We start from the raw sequence: 13,632 nt of genomic DNA, 5'->3' as shown, positions 1-13,632 counted from the left end.
TTCACATGCGGGCCAGCCAGGTGGACAGGCCCGGGAAGATGGCGAGGACGAACAGCGAGAAGACCATCACCAGCACGAAGGGAAAGGTGCCGGCGAAGATGTCCTTGATCGTGATGGAGGGGTTGTTGAGCGCGCTCTTGACCGTATACACCGAGACACCGAAGGGTGGCGTGAGCAGGCCGATTTCCACCGCCACCACGGTGAGCACGCCGAACCAGATCTTGTCCATGCCGAAGCTGGCGGCAATGGGCAGCACGATGGGCAGCATGATCAGCATGATCGAGACCGAGTCGATGATGCAGCCCAGCGCGATGACGATGAGCAGGTAGGCCACGAGGAAGCCCCAGGGACCCAGGCCCATCTCGGTGATGCCGGTGGTGATGGCGGCGGGCATGCCGGTGAGCGCGAGCATGCGGCTGTACAGCGAGGCCGCGACGATGAGGAACAGCACGGACACCGAGACATAGCCGGTTTCGGTGAGCACGTTCCACAGCTTGCGCCAGGTGAGGCGACGTCGCGCGAGCGCGATCACGAAGGCGCCGGCCGCGCCCACGGCACCGGCCTCGGTGGGCGTGAAGAAACCGCTGTACAGGCCACCCAGCACCAGCACGATGAGCACCAGGATGGGAAAGAACTTCACCGAGGCACTGCGCCAGGTTTCCGTGTCCTGGTCGTCGGCCGACGCCGCCTGGCCAGAGGCGTAGATACTGGCCGGGCGCAGATAGGCCAAGCCCAGGATCAGCGCGCAGAACAGCAGGGCCAGCAGCAGGCCGGGCAGGATGCCCGCGAGGAACAGGCGTCCGATCGACTCCTCGGCGATGACGCCGTAGATGATCATCAGCAGCGAGGGCGGGATGAGCATGCCCAGCACCGACGACCCCGCCACCACGCCCACGGAGAAGCGCGGCGTGTAGCCATGGCGGATCATCTCGGGCGTGGCGACCTTGGTGAACACCGAGGCCGAGGCGATGGAGATGCCCGTGATGGCCGCGAACACCGCGTTGGCGCCCACCGTGGCCAGCCCCAGGCCACCGCGCAGCTTGCGCAGCAGCCACTGGAAGACGTCGAAGGTGTCGCGCCCCACCCCGCTCACGCTCACGAACATGCCCATGAGCACGAACAGCGGCACCACGCCGAACAGGTAATCACGGATGGCGTCGTTCGCCGCCGCGCCGACGAAGCGCGCGGCGATCTCGGGCGAGCGCATCAGCCACACCGACACGAAGGAGGTGACGATCAGCGCGATGCCGATGTGCATGCCCAGGACGATGAAGGCCAGCATGACCCCGATGGCCATGAAGCCCAGCAGCAGGTCAGACATGGCCGCCCTCCGCCGCACCGGCCCGCGCGCTGTCTCGCCAGTCCTGCCAGGCCAGCAGCGCGTACTGCACCGCGGCCAGCAGCGCGCCCGTGAACACGACGATGCGCATGGGCCAGGTGGGGAAGGTGAACACGCCCTCCACGCCGAAGAACTCGTTGTTCGTCCAGGCGCGCTGGAACAGTGGCCAGGTGGCGTAGGCGATCACCCCGCAAGCGAAGATGCCCACCAGCGAAAACAGCGCGCGCAAGCGGCGCCCGGCGCGCGGGCGGCGCAGCAGGAAAGGGTCGAGAAACAGGTCGGCCCGGCTCATGCGGCCGTGGCGCAGCGTGGCCGGCAGCTGCAGGAACACGATCACGATGATCGAGGCCGCGACCATCTCGGCCACGCCGTCGATGGGCTGGTTGAAGGCGTTGCGCATGAACACGTCGGCGCACATCAGCAGCATGACCAGGGCGATGACGAGGGAGCCCAGGCCGTTGAGCGCGTCGACGACATGCCCGAAGGGACTGGACGGCGCCGACGGGACCGGCGCCTCCTCCAGGTTGGTGTTGGCTTCGAAGCTCATGAAAGCGGCCGATCAGAGCTCTTTGTCCCAGTCGCGCAGGGGTTTGGCGCCGCGCTTGCGCAGTTCCTCGAGGTAGGTCTTCACGATCTGCGCCGACGGGCCGCGCGAGGCGTTGGCCTTCACCCAATCACCCGCGATGTTGGGCATGGTCCTGGCCCACTTCTCGCGCTCGCCGGGGGCCATGGGCGCGATCTTCACCGGCACCGCCTGCTTGGCGCCCTGCTCGCCGATGGCCTTGAGTGCCGCCTCGTAGCGCTGCATGAGGGTGTCACCCAACACGCGCGAGTACTCCAGGCCCACGTCCTTGACGATTTTCTGCACCTCGGGCGGCAGCGCATTGAAGCTGTCCTTGTTCATGGCCATGCCGCCGTTGTAGAGCGCGCCGATGTCCACCGTGGTGACGTAGGGCGCCACCTCGTACACCTTGCTGGGCAGGATGCCGGTGGCGATGGAAATGGTGCCCTCGCTCACGCCGGTCTGAATGTCGGTGTAGTAGCTGGTGAGCGAGCCATCCACCGGCACCGCGCCGGAGCCTTTGAGCCACAGGCCCAGCGCGCCCGGCGCCGAGAGCTTCTTGCCGTTGAGGTCGGCGTAGGTGCTGATCGGATTCTTGGTGAACAGGTGGTAGGTGTCCACGCCGCTGGCGCCCAGGAACACCAGGTTGTTGCGGTCCCACTCGGCCTTGAGCGCGGGCACCTTCTCGTTCAGCTCATTGGCCACCTGCAGCAGGGTGCGCACGTCGCCGGTGGCGAAGGGCGTGACGGTGGCGTATTGCGTCAGCGGCATCTTGGCCGCCTCGAGGTTGGCGAACACCCAGCCGATGTCGGCGATGCCCTGGCCCACGCTGGTGAGCGTGGCGTTCATCTTGTAGAGCTGGCCGCCATAGGCCTCTTTCCACTCGATCTTGTAGCCCTTGCCCAGGGCCTCCACACGCTTGTTCACCTCGGGCACGAAGAGCGTGCTCATCAGTCCCACCCAGGGCAGCGAGGTGGGGTGGCTGGAGGCGATGGTGAGCTTGAAGGTCTGCTGCGCCTGGGCCGTGGTGAGGCCGGCGGCCATCAGCGCAGCGGCCAGGGCGCTGGCCACGAAGGCGCGTTTCTGGATCGTCATGGTCTTGTCTCCTGTTGTAGTGGAACGGTCAGCGGTCAGGCGCTCGGGTTGAGCACGAAATCGAAGTCCAGGGTCACGCGGCCGTCGGGCTGTTCCACCCAGTCGGCCACGAGCGAGCTGCGCACGCCGAAGACGGCGTCGGAATCGAGGTAGGGGTCGCCGTCGCGGAAGACGTGCGTCACCAGCGTCTGGTAGCCCGGCGCCTGGATGCGGAAGTGCAGGTGCGCGGGCCGCCACGGGTGGCGTTTGGTGGCGGTGAGCATCTCGCCCACCGGACCGTCGTCGGGAATGGGGTATGGCTCGGCCACCACGCTGCGGAAATGAAAGCGTCCGTCGGCGTCGCTGCGCAGCACGGCCCGGCCCTGCGGCTCGGCCGGGCCTTCACGCTGCACGTCGTACAGGCCCTCGGCGTCGGCCTGCCAGACGTCGATGACCGCACCGGCCACCGGCTCGCCGCCCAGGCCGCGCACGCTGCCCGCCACCTCGCAGGGTTTGCCGGGCGCGCCGTTGGCCACGTCGGCGCCGTGCGGCACCTCGGGCGCGCCCTCCACGTGGAAGGGCCCGAACACCGTGGCCTCCGTGCAGCCGGCGGGTTTCTGGTTGTTCAGCGCCACCGTCAGCATCGACAGGCCCAGCGTGTCCGACAGCAGGATGAACTCCTGGCGCTGGTCGTCGCAGGTGTGGCCCACACGGGTGAGGAAGTCGATGCCGTAGGCCCACTCGGCCTCGGTCAGCTTCACCTCGCGGGCGAAGGCGTGCAGGTGCTGCACCAGGCTCGTCAGCACCTGCTTGAGGCGCGGGTCCGGCGTCTGGGCCAGGCGGGCGATGACCGCCTGCGTGATGTTGTCCTGGTTGAGGTTGCGCACCGTCTTGTCTCCGAAATCCTTGCACCCATGGGGCACCGTGGCGGCAGAATGTAGGCCGCTCGAAATGGAAAACCAATGCCCGGAACCGAAAAGACTTTTCCGTCCGGTGAAAGAGACTCAGGGACAACCCGAAGAAGACAACGAGACAAGCGATGGACCGCTGGACCGAGATCGAACTGTTCGTGCAGGTGGCCGAAACCGGCAGCCTGTCGCGCGCGGCGGAGACCCTGAACCTGAGCAATGCCAGCGCCAGCCGCCACCTGGCGGCGCTGGAAGAGCGACTGGGCGTGCGCCTGGTGGAGCGCAACACGCGGCGCCTGTACCTCACCGACACGGGGCAGGAATTCTTCCAGCGCGCGCGCAACATCCTGAGCGACCTGCGCGACGCCGAGTCCGACGTGAACGCCGCCGCGCTCAACCCCACCGGCCTGCTGCGCGTGACGGCCTCGCTGAGTTTTTCCATGCACCACATCGCGCCGCTGCTGCGCGAATTCACCGAGCGCTACCCCAATGTGAGCGTGCACGTGGAGGCGGCCAACCGCTACCTCGACATCATCGACAACAACATCGACGTGGCGATCCGCACGCGCGAGTACGAACCCGACAGCAACATCACCATCCGCCGGCTGGGCGAGACACGGCGGGTGCTTGCGGCCTCACCGGGTTACCTGGCGAAGCACGGCTTCCCCAAGAGCCTGGACGACCTGCAGCAGCACAAGCTGCTGGTCTACCTGCACGCCAACACGCCGAACGAGCTGCGCTTCACCCAGGTGGGCACGGGCGAGCACAAGACCATCCAGATCAAGGGCCTGCTGGAGACCAACGACGGCCAGATCGTGCGCGCCGCCGCGCTGGACGGCATGGGCATCCTCATCCAGCCCAGCTACATCGTCTACGACGACATCGTGGCCGGCCGCCTGGTGCCTGTGCTGGAAGACTGGGACCTGCCCCACCTCACCATCAACCTCGCCTACCCCAGCCGCAAACACCTCTCGGCCAAGGTCCGCGCCTTCATCGACTTCATGGCGGGGCACTTCGCGAAGATGGACTACGAGAGGAAGTGGACGGGGCGGTTTGCGGTGTATTGATTTCAACGAAGCCAAGCCATGCCCATCGAACTTCCCCGCGACGAACGCGCGCAGGCCATCGCGTCCATCGAGCGCTACTTCAACGAGGAGCTGGACCAGCGCATCGGCAACATCGGCGCGGGCGCGCTGCTGAACTTCTTTCTGGAGGAGATCGGTCCGCTGGTCTACAACCAGACCGTGGCCGAGGTGCAGGAGCGGTTGCAGCAGCGCCTGCTGGAACTCGACATCGAGTTACATGAGGACGCCTTCCAGTACTGGCGCAAGCGGCAGGCCGGGGGCAAAGGCAAGCGCTGAGTTTTCAGCGCGGCGCGGTGCACAGCCGCTCGATGGCTTGACGGGCGTGGACCACGAAGGCGGCGACGGCATTGGGATGGCGGACGAGTTCGTCCCGCGCCTGCCCCAGGTAGGCCGCGCGCGCCTTTTCGATCACGGCGCGGTGCGGGGCGGCCTCGCCCCGGTCCAGCAGCCAGGCGGCGGCGTGATCCTTCGACACGATGCCGCCGGTGCTGGCCGTGTACCAGATGCGGGCCAGCGCCAGCACGATGTTGCACTCGTCGCCCGCCCAATCGTCCGGCCCGTTCCACTGAGCCACGGTGTCCAGCAAGGCGCGCACGAGGTCGGCCCGAGGCACCGCATCGAACCAGCCATTGGCCGCCTCGCCCACCAATGCCACGCTGTGCTGGCGGGCCTTCGTCAACAAGATCGCGAGGTCGGGGTCGTTCACCGGCCCCTCGATGACACCCGCCACGATATCCGCGCGCAACCATTCGCCGAACTGCAACTCGCGCCTCGGCGCGTAACGCCAGGGCACGACCTCGGGCAGGGCCAGCACGGTGACCTCCAGCGCGCGAAGGCCCGCCGACCCGGGCGGCGCGGACACGTGCAGCAGATCCACCATCAGCGAACGGCGCACGGACTGGGGCACACGGTCCTCCACGGTCACGAGCAGGTCGATGTCGCTGAAGGGCTTGAGCCCACCATCGACAGCCGAGCCGAACAGGTGAACGCCGAGCAGCGCATCGCCCAAGTGCCGGTTCAGCGCGGTGCAGGCCGCGGACACCTGTGCACGGATCTCCACGGGTACGTATTCGTTCATCTCCGCCATGTCAATCCGTCCCGCTGAACAGGCCCACGGCCAACTCGCGCAGCCACTGGTTGCCCGGGTCCACCTCGAAGCGGCGGCTCCAGTGCAGCGAGACGGTGAATTCGCGCAAGGGAAAGTCGGGCTCGAGGATGGTGTAGCCACGATCGAAACCGCGCGCAATCACACCGGGCATGACGGCCGCGAGGTCGGTGGAGCGCACGATGGATGGAAGCACGGTGAAGTGGTCCGTCACCAGTCGTAGGCGGTCTTCCACGCCCAGCCGTTGCAGGATGCGCAAAGTGTCCGCGTGCGATCGCACCCCCACGAAATCCAGCTCGCGCATGGCCGCCAGCAGGGCCTTGGCCGTGCGGCGCCGCACGGCGAGGGGATGCCCCTCGCGCAGCAGCACCACGTAGCGGTCGCGGATGAGTTGCACACGCCGCGTGTCCTTCACCGTGGGCAGCAAGCCGAAGGCGAAGTCGATGCGGCCGGTGTCCAGCGCCTCGGTGATCTGCTCGCGCGGCACGCGCCGCGTTTCCAGCCGCACGTGTGGCGCCTGTTCGCGCACGGCGGCCATGAGCGCCGGCAGGAAGCGCATTTCGCCGCTGTCGCTCATGTGCAGGTGGAAGGTGCGGCGCGACAGCCCCGGATCGAACGCCGCTGTCTCGTTCAAGGCCTCTTCGATGCCGGACAGCGCGCGGCGCACCGGCTCGGCCAGCCGCTGCGCCTTGGGTGTGGGCTGAACACCCCCCGGCGCGCGGATGAAGAGCGGATCGTGCAGCAGCGCGCGCAGCCGCGTGAGGCCCTGGCTGGCGGCCGGCTGCGTCATGTTCAGGCTGTCGGCCGCGCGACTCACGCTGCGCGCGCGGAACACGGCGTCGAACAGGCGCAGCAGGTTCAGGTCGATGTCGTTGACATGCATCTGGGTGATATTCGATAGTCGGTTCATTGTATTGATTGATGTCGTTCGCGCGCCGACACTCCGGCTCCTTCGACCCGCCCCACTACCGAAGGAGACCCATGCAAGCCCTCGTCAACCTCGACGATGTGCCCGTCATCGAGCGCCAGCACGCGCGCGCCGGCCTGTTCCGCTCGCAGTCGCTGCTGCACGGCGAAGAAGGCACGCCAGAGAACTTCTACTTGCAGCTCGCGCACACCTACGCCGACTTCCACTCGCCGCGCCACCGGCACAACTTCGATCAGGTGCGCGTGCAACTGCACGGCGACGCCGACTTCGCGCGCAACGGCGTGATGCGGCCCGGCTCCATCGCCTACTTCCCCGAGGGCGTGCACTATGGGCCGCAGAGCATCGCCGGCGAATCGGCCACGCTGGTGTTGCAGTTCGGCGGTGCCAGCGGCAGCGGCTACATCTCGGAAGCGCGTTTCCAGCAGGCCGTGGACGAGCTTCGCCGCCACGGCACGTTCGAGAACGGCGTGTTCCGCCGACATGAAGGCGAGAGCGGCAGAAAGAACCAGGACGCCTACGAAGCCGTGTGGGAACACGTGCACGGGCGGCGCATCGCCTACTCGCCCAGCGAACTGGACGCGCCGGTCTTCCTGGACCCGGCAGCCATCGAGTGGCAGGACGATCCGGCTGCACCGGGTGTGCGCCGCAAGCCGCTGGGCCGCTTCTCGGCCCGGGGCACGCGCCTGAGCCTCATCGGCCTGTCGGCCGACACGCCTGTGCCCCTCGCCCCGCACGCCATCGTCTTCGTGCTCGACGGCGAAGGCACGTCGCCCCTGGGCACGTGGAAGCGACACGCCACGCTGCGCACCGATGCCGACGGCGCCACGGTGCGCGCCTCCCGGCCGAGCGAACTGCTGGAGATGCACATACCGCCACTCACCGGCCATTGATTTCCCTGCACACCGCCCGGCAACGCGCGGTGGCACGACAACGAACACCGCACAGGAGACAAGACATGAAGACCTTCATCCGCCTGCTGATCGGCGGCCTCGCCTTCGGCGCGGTGGCACTGGCCATGGCGCAGCCCTATCCCAACCGCCCGATCAAGATGGTGGTGCCCTTCCCGCCCGGTGGTGGCTTCGACGGCATCGCGCGCCCCTTCGCCGAGCGCCTGTCCGCCGCCTTGGGCCAGCCCGTGATCGTGGACAACCGGCCCGGCGCGGGGGGCAACATTGGCGCGGAGTTCGTGGCCCGCGCCCCGGCGGACGGCTACACCCTGCTGTTCGCCAACGACTTCCTCGGCACCAATCCCAATCTCTACAAGGACCTGAAGTACGACCCGGCGAAAGACTTCGCGCCGATTTCGCTGGTGGGCTCCACGCAGATGGCGATCGCCGTCAACCCGCAGCGGGTCAAGGCCACGGACGCGCAGTCCCTGCGCGCCGAATCCCAGGCGCATACGCTGCAGTACGGCACGCCGGGCGTGGGCACCTCCCCGCACCTTTTCGGCGAGCTCTACGGTTTCAACACCGGCACCCGCGTGCAGCACATCCCCTATCGTGGCACAGGACCGGCCATCAACGACGTCCTGGGTGGGCAGATCGACATGGTGGTGGTGACCGTGCCTGCGCTGGCGGCGCACATCAAGGCGGGCAAGCTGCGCGGCATCAGCGTCATCGGCGGCGACAAGCGCTCGCCCCTGCTGCCCGAGGTGCGCACCCTGGCCGAGAACGGCGTGGGCGCCACGCACGACCTGTGGTACGGCCTGTTTGCCACGGCGGGCACCCCGCCCGAGGTGCTGCAGCGCCTGCGCGAGGCCACGGCCACGGCGCTGGCGCAGGCCGATCTGGTCGAGCGCTTGCGCCAGTTGGGCTACGAGGTCACTCCCAGCACACCCGAGGCGCTGTCCGAGCGCGTCAAGGCCGACCTGGTGAAGTGGAAGCAGGTGGTGGAGCGGGCGAAGATCACGCTGGAGTGAGCCCCTGCGCCGGGCTGGGGACTGCCGAGGCGCTCCCGGCGCGCCCATCCTCACAGAGGGATAATCCCGAGGTTATCCACCCAGCCCACGACCGACCATGCCCACCACCATCAAGGCCGACGATCTCATCGAATCGATCGCCGGTGCGCTGCAGTACATCAGCTACTACCACCCCGCCGACTACATCGCCCACCTGGCCCGCGCCTACCAGCGCGAGCAAAGCCCCGCGGCCAAGGACGCCATCGCGCAGATCCTCACCAACAGCCGCATGAGCGCCACCGGCCACCGGCCGATCTGCCAGGACACGGGCATCGTCAACGTTTTCCTCAAGATCGGCATGGACGTGCGGCTCGAGGGCTTCAGCGGCAGCCTGGACGACGCCATCAACGAAGGCGTGCGCCGCGGCTACAACCACCCCGACAACACCCTGCGCGCCAGCGTGGTGGCCGATCCGCAGTTCGCGCGCAAGAACACCAAGGACAACACGCCCGCGGTCATCTTCACCGAGATCGTGCCCGGCAACACGGTGGACGTGACGGTGGCGGCCAAGGGCGGCGGCAGCGAGAACAAGAGCAAGTTCGTGATGCTCAACCCCAGCGATTCGCTGGTGGACTGGGTGCTCAAGACCGTGCCCACCATGGGCGCCGGCTGGTGCCCGCCGGGCATGCTGGGCATCGGCATCGGCGGCACCGCCGAGAAGGCCATGCTGATGGCCAAGCAGTCCCTGATGGACGACATCGACATGTACGAGCTGCAGACCAAGGCGGCCAAGGGCGAGAAGCTCACGCAGGTGGAAGAGCTGCGCCTGGAGCTGCACGAGAAGGTCAACGCCCTGGGCATCGGCGCGCAGGGCCTGGGCGGCCTCACCACCGTGCTGGACGTGAAGATCGCCATGTACCCCACGCACGCGGCCAGCAAGCCCGTGGCCATGATCCCCAACTGCGCGGCCACGCGCCACGCGCACTTCGTGCTGGACGGCAGCGGCCCGGCCTACCTGGACGCCCCCAGCCTGGACCTGTGGCCCGACGTGCACTGGGCGCCCGACTACAACAAGAGCACACGCGTGGACCTGAACACGCTGACCAAGGAAGACGTGGCCGCCTGGAAACCCGGCCAGACCCTGCTGCTCAACGGCAAGATGCTCACCGGCCGCGACGCCGCGCACAAACGCATCCAGGACATGCTGGCCAAGGGCGAGCCCCTGCCCGTGGACTTCACCAACCGCGTCATCTACTACGTGGGCCCGGTGGACCCGGTGCGCGACGAGGTCGTGGGCCCCGCCGGCCCCACCACCGCCACGCGCATGGATAAGTTCACCGGCATGATGCTGGAGAAGACCGGCCTGATCGCCATGATCGGCAAGGCCGAGCGCGGACCGGTCGCCATCGAGGCGATCAAGCAGCACAAGAGCGCCTACCTCATGGCCGTCGGCGGCGCGGCCTACCTCGTGTCCAAGGCCATCAAGACCGCCAGGGTGGTGGGCTTCGAAGACCTCGGCATGGAAGCCATCTACGAGTTCGACGTGGTGGACATGCCCGTGACCGTGGCGGTGGACGCCGGCGGCACCAGCGCGCACATCACCGGTCCGGCCGAGTGGAGCCAGCGCATCGCCTCGGGCGAGTTCAAGGGCATCTCCCTGGCCACGGCTTGAGCGACCCGCGCCCCGTCGTCGGTGTCTTCGACAGCGGCGTCGGGGGCCTGAGCGTGTGGCGGGCCCTGCGCGAAGCCCTGCCGCACGCCCACCTGAGCTACCTGGCCGACAACGCCTGGGCGCCGTATGGCGAGCGACCCGCGGAGGCTTTGCAGGAACGCCTCCTTGCCCTCGTACGCGACTGGCGCGAACGCGAACCCCTGCACCTGCTGGTGCTGGCCTGCAACACGGCCACGGCCGTTGGCATCGACGCGCTGCGCGCCGGCCACCCGGACCTGCCCATCGTGGGCATCGAACCCGCCATCCGCCCCGCCCTGGCCGCCACGCGCAGCGGCCAGGTGGGCGTGGTGGCCACGCGCGCCACCCTCGGTAGCGCGCGCTACCGGGCGCTGCGCGGGGCCTGCATGGCCAGCGCGGCGCCGGGCGCCGCCGTGCACGAGCGCGCGGCCGATGGACTGGCCCACGCGATCGAGCGCGGCGACGAGACCGGGGCCGAGGCGCTGTGCCGCCGCCACTTGCGTGCGCTGCTGGACGAGGCGCCGGACATCGACACGCTGGTGCTGGGCTGCACGCACTACCCGCTGGTGCTGCCTTGCTGGCGGGCCGCTTGCGGCGAGCGGCCGCTCACGCTGATCGACCCCGCCGAGGCGGTGGCGCGCCGCGTGCTGAACGTGCTGGCGGACGCCGCCGCGGTGCCCGGCGCCGCCTCGATGGGCGACGCTGTCTGGCGCTGCACGGGCCAGCCCGAGGCGCTGGCACGCGCCACGCGGCAGTGGCTGGGGCTGTCGCCGGTGGTGGAGCCGATTCAGAGCTGAACGCGGGCCGCAACGCCGGCCGGCGCGTCGGCCGACGGTGCCGTGAGCGCTGCCTCGCGCCCGCGCCGCATGTTCAGCGGCACCAGCAGCACCAGGCCGACGACGAACATCAGCGCGGTGGACAGGATGGCCAGGCGCTGGTTGCCGCTGGTGGCCCAGGTGATGGCGCCGTAGGTGAGCGGGCCCACGATGCTGGCCACGCGCACGGCGAAGGTCCACAGGCCGAAGAACTCCGCCAGTTGCGCGGGCGGCGCCAGCATGCCGGCCATGGCGCGCCCGGCCGACTGGCTGGAGCCCATGCACAGGCCCGCAATGGCCGCCGCGTACCAGAACATGCCCTTGGTGGTGCTGAGCGCGGCGATCACGCAGGTGGCGATCCAGCCCAGCAGCGTGAGGCTGAGTGCGAGCTTGTGGCCGAGCTTGTCCTGCCCGTAGCCGAAGGCGAAGGCGCCGGCCATGGCCGCCAGGTTGAGCACGAAGATCAGCGCCATGGTTTCCTGCTGAGCGAAGCCGATGACCTGCTCCGCGTAGATGGCGGCCAGTGCCACGGCCACGGCCACACCGCCCTGGTAGGCGGCGGTGCAGGCCAGCAGCCACATGAAGTCGCGGTAATGCCGCGCCTGCTGGAAGGTGGCGTGCAGCCGCTTCAGCGAGGCGCGCCAGCCGCCCTCGCGCCCGGCCTGGGGTTGCGCGCGCTCACGAAGCAGCGACAAGGTGACCAGCGAAGCCAGGCCGAACATGGCGGCCGTGACGATCATGGTGACGGGCACGAACTGTCCCGCCTTCTGGCCCTGCGCCTGCGCCCACAGCACATAGGCCAGGCACAGCCCCAGGGTGAGCATGCCGCCCACGTAGCCCAGGCTCCAGCCCCAGCCGCTCACGCGGCCCATGGCCTCGGGCCGGGCGATCTCGGGCAGGAAGGCCGCGATCAGCGATTCGCCCCAGGCGAAGCACAGGTTGGACAGCACGATGAGCACCACGCCCAGCGCCACCGCGCCCGGCTGCACCAGGGCCAGGCCGGCCGTGGAGGCCACGCAGCCCAGGGTGGTGAGCATCAGCAGGCGCTTCTTGCGCGCGTGCCGGTCGGCCCAGGCGCCCATGGCCGGGATGGTGAACATCACGATCAGGTTGGAGACGCTGAGCGCGGCCGTCCAGGCGAAGGTGGCCCAGGTGGCGCCGCCGGCCACGGCACCCACGAAATAGGCCGCGAACACGGCCGTGAGCACCACCGTGGTGTAGCCCGAGTTCGCGAAGTCGTACATCGCCCAGCCGAACACCTCGCGCTTGCGCACGCCGGGGTTCAGGGCGCCAGACGCCATCAGTGCAGGTGCCGCGGTTTGCGCGGCCCGCCGTGGCCCGAGGGACCGTGACCACGAGGCGGTTTGCCCAGCTGCATGGAGCTGACCAGCGCGTCGAAGCGCTGGTTGAACAGTTTGTCGATAGAGGCCACCACGTCGCCCAGTTCCGAGGCGTCGAAGTGGCGTTCCATCACCTGCACCACGTCCTGCACCAGCAGGTCGCGCTGCACCTGCATGATGGCCGCGGGCGTGGGTCCGACGAAGCACATGAGGAAATCGTCGCGCGCTTCCTCTTCGCTGTTCTCGTCTTCCTCGTCGAACTCGGTGTCGTAGAAGGACACCTCCAGCGGCGCGCCGGCCGAGGCGATTTCATTGAGGCCCATGCAGGCGTCCTCGACGGCCTGGCGGAAGTCCTCGTCGCCATTGACCGTCCAGCAGATCTGCAGGGTGTGCGACTCGGCGTCGAAGCGGATGCCGGGCTCGTCCTCGTAGCTGCTTTCGGCGGCCGCGGCCAGCGAGCGGCCACCCGCGTACTGCCACAGGGGTTTCAAGGCCTCCTGGATCTGGTCGAACACCACGTCGTCGCGCAGGGGCACGTCACCGTGCACGTGGATTTCGAAAGGGGCGTCGTATCGGCTGCTCATGGAAACTCACTCTACCGGGCTGTCCGGAAAAAACCTAGGCCCCCGCGTGGAAAGCGCCTGGTGCCTCGAACCGGGGTCGAACCGGTACGCCCCCTTTCGGGCAGCGGCGGAGTTTAAGTCCGCTGTGTCTACCAATTTCACCATCGAGGCAGGGGCCAGGGGGCGGATTGTCGCAGGTGAATGAAAACGCCCCACGGGCCATGGGGCCGGTGGGGCGTTGCGTCGGGAAAGGGCCGCCGCTAGCCCGGATATTTCACGCATGTAGCCAACGGCGTGCGCAGCGGGGCATCGCGGCGCGGATTTGA

General features: G+C 68.4%; 14 protein-coding genes and 1 tRNA gene. 6 read left to right on the top strand and 9 right to left on the bottom strand.

Going from position 1 to position 13,632, the window contains the following annotated elements:
* Position 1 precedes the first annotated feature (1 nt).
* From GTO19_RS11160 to GTO19_RS11145, 4 genes are read right to left on the bottom strand one after another with little or no spacing between them, the layout of a single operon-like run.
* Positions 2-1,321 carry a TRAP transporter large permease gene (locus GTO19_RS11160; RefSeq protein WP_291022185.1) on the bottom strand — a complete coding sequence of 440 codons (1,320 nt, stop codon included), beginning with the start codon at positions 1,319-1,321 and terminating at the stop codon, positions 2-4.
* The gene (locus tag GTO19_RS11155; protein ID WP_291022183.1) at positions 1,314-1,886 is read right to left on the bottom strand and encodes a TRAP transporter small permease subunit; all 573 of its coding nucleotides are present in this window, start codon (positions 1,884-1,886) and stop codon (positions 1,314-1,316) included. The genes GTO19_RS11160 and GTO19_RS11155 overlap by 8 nt, the downstream gene beginning before the upstream one ends.
* A 12-nt stretch (positions 1,887-1,898) precedes the next feature.
* The gene (locus GTO19_RS11150; protein WP_291022181.1) at positions 1,899-2,996 is read right to left on the bottom strand and encodes a C4-dicarboxylate TRAP transporter substrate-binding protein; all 1,098 of its coding nucleotides are present in this window, start codon (positions 2,994-2,996) and stop codon (positions 1,899-1,901) included.
* Positions 2,997-3,031: 35 nt separating this feature from the next.
* Positions 3,032-3,862: an intradiol ring-cleavage dioxygenase gene (locus GTO19_RS11145; protein ID WP_291022179.1), complete on the bottom strand. Its 831-nt coding sequence runs from the start codon at positions 3,860-3,862 to the stop codon at positions 3,032-3,034.
* Positions 3,863-4,014: 152 nt separating this feature from the next.
* Between GTO19_RS11145 and GTO19_RS11140 the strand changes: the two genes are divergently transcribed.
* On the top strand, positions 4,015-4,950 hold the full coding sequence (locus GTO19_RS11140) for a LysR family transcriptional regulator (RefSeq protein WP_291022177.1): 936 nt from the start codon (positions 4,015-4,017) through the stop codon (positions 4,948-4,950).
* An 18-nt stretch (positions 4,951-4,968) separates the two neighbouring features.
* Positions 4,969-5,244: a DUF2164 domain-containing protein gene (locus GTO19_RS11135; RefSeq protein ID WP_291022176.1), complete on the top strand. Its 276-nt coding sequence runs from the start codon at positions 4,969-4,971 to the stop codon at positions 5,242-5,244.
* A gap of 4 nt (positions 5,245-5,248) precedes the next feature.
* On the opposite strand, the gene GTO19_RS11130 is transcribed toward GTO19_RS11135, so the two are convergent.
* Together GTO19_RS11130 and GTO19_RS11125 are read right to left on the bottom strand one after the other, a co-directional pair.
* Positions 5,249-6,046 (bottom strand): aminoglycoside adenylyltransferase family protein, encoded by a 798-nt coding sequence (locus GTO19_RS11130; protein WP_291022173.1) that lies wholly within the window; start codon positions 6,044-6,046, stop codon positions 5,249-5,251.
* Positions 6,047-6,056: 10 nt separating this feature from the next.
* Positions 6,057-6,956: a LysR family transcriptional regulator gene (locus GTO19_RS11125; protein WP_291022171.1), complete on the bottom strand. Its 900-nt coding sequence runs from the start codon at positions 6,954-6,956 to the stop codon at positions 6,057-6,059.
* A gap of 98 nt (positions 6,957-7,054) precedes the next feature.
* Here GTO19_RS11125 and GTO19_RS11120 point away from each other — a divergent pair, with 98 nt between their 5' ends.
* From GTO19_RS11120 to murI, 4 genes are all read left to right on the top strand, one after another.
* Positions 7,055-7,891: a hypothetical protein gene (locus GTO19_RS11120; protein ID WP_291022169.1), complete on the top strand. Its 837-nt coding sequence runs from the start codon at positions 7,055-7,057 to the stop codon at positions 7,889-7,891.
* A gap of 65 nt (positions 7,892-7,956) precedes the next feature.
* Positions 7,957-8,919 (top strand): tripartite tricarboxylate transporter substrate binding protein, encoded by a 963-nt coding sequence (locus GTO19_RS11115; RefSeq protein WP_009518670.1) that lies wholly within the window; start codon positions 7,957-7,959, stop codon positions 8,917-8,919.
* 97 nt (positions 8,920-9,016) lie between these two features.
* Positions 9,017-10,570 carry a fumarate hydratase gene (locus GTO19_RS11110; RefSeq protein WP_291022165.1) on the top strand — a complete coding sequence of 518 codons (1,554 nt, stop codon included), beginning with the start codon at positions 9,017-9,019 and terminating at the stop codon, positions 10,568-10,570.
* Positions 10,567-11,385, top strand: a complete 819-nt coding sequence (gene murI, locus GTO19_RS11105) for a glutamate racemase (RefSeq protein WP_291022163.1) — start codon at positions 10,567-10,569, stop codon at positions 11,383-11,385. Before GTO19_RS11110 ends, murI begins: the two co-directional genes overlap by 4 nt.
* Here murI and GTO19_RS11100 read toward each other — a convergent pair.
* The 3 genes from GTO19_RS11100 to GTO19_RS11090 form a co-directional block, all read right to left on the bottom strand.
* A complete protein-coding gene (locus tag GTO19_RS11100; protein ID WP_291022162.1) occupies positions 11,376-12,704 on the bottom strand; it encodes an MFS transporter in 1,329 nt (442 codons plus the stop codon). The two genes, murI and GTO19_RS11100, sit on opposite strands and share 10 nt — an antisense overlap.
* Complete coding sequence (locus tag GTO19_RS11095; protein WP_291022160.1) at positions 12,704-13,327, bottom strand: DUF6806 family protein; 624 nt, start codon at positions 13,325-13,327, stop codon at positions 12,704-12,706. Before GTO19_RS11095 ends, GTO19_RS11100 begins: the two co-directional genes overlap by 1 nt.
* A gap of 58 nt (positions 13,328-13,385) precedes the next feature.
* A tRNA-Leu gene (locus tag GTO19_RS11090) sits at positions 13,386-13,477 on the bottom strand.
* Between the last annotated feature and the right edge of the window lie 155 nt (positions 13,478-13,632).

Source organism: Hydrogenophaga sp. (assembly GCF_011772445.1).
GTDB lineage: Bacteria > Pseudomonadota > Gammaproteobacteria > Burkholderiales > Burkholderiaceae_C > Hydrogenophaga.
Note: the sequence above shows the minus strand (reverse complement) of the source record. Positions and strands in the feature narration are given on the sequence as shown.

Bases quoted from the DNA above. Each gene is read 5' to 3' on its own strand.
- GTO19_RS11120 (WP_291022169.1), top strand. From the start codon at position 7,055: ATGCAAGCCCTCGTCAACCTCGACGATGTGCCCGTCATCGAGCGCCAG.
- GTO19_RS11095 (WP_291022160.1), bottom strand. From the start codon at position 13,327: ATGAGCAGCCGATACGACGCCCCTTTCGAAATCCACGTGCACGGTGAC.
- GTO19_RS11150 (WP_291022181.1), bottom strand. From the start codon at position 2,996: ATGACGATCCAGAAACGCGCCTTCGTGGCCAGCGCCCTGGCCGCTGCG.
- GTO19_RS11160 (WP_291022185.1), bottom strand. From the start codon at position 1,321: ATGTCTGACCTGCTGCTGGGCTTCATGGCCATCGGGGTCATGCTGGCC.
- GTO19_RS11135 (WP_291022176.1), top strand. From the start codon at position 4,969: ATGCCCATCGAACTTCCCCGCGACGAACGCGCGCAGGCCATCGCGTCC.
- GTO19_RS11115 (WP_009518670.1), top strand. From the start codon at position 7,957: ATGAAGACCTTCATCCGCCTGCTGATCGGCGGCCTCGCCTTCGGCGCG.
- GTO19_RS11155 (WP_291022183.1), bottom strand. From the start codon at position 1,886: ATGAGCTTCGAAGCCAACACCAACCTGGAGGAGGCGCCGGTCCCGTCG.
- GTO19_RS11110 (WP_291022165.1), top strand. From the start codon at position 9,017: ATGCCCACCACCATCAAGGCCGACGATCTCATCGAATCGATCGCCGGT.
- GTO19_RS11125 (WP_291022171.1), bottom strand. From the start codon at position 6,956: ATGCATGTCAACGACATCGACCTGAACCTGCTGCGCCTGTTCGACGCC.
- GTO19_RS11140 (WP_291022177.1), top strand. From the start codon at position 4,015: ATGGACCGCTGGACCGAGATCGAACTGTTCGTGCAGGTGGCCGAAACC.
- GTO19_RS11130 (WP_291022173.1), bottom strand. From the start codon at position 6,046: ATGAACGAATACGTACCCGTGGAGATCCGTGCACAGGTGTCCGCGGCC.
- GTO19_RS11100 (WP_291022162.1), bottom strand. From the start codon at position 12,704: ATGGCGTCTGGCGCCCTGAACCCCGGCGTGCGCAAGCGCGAGGTGTTC.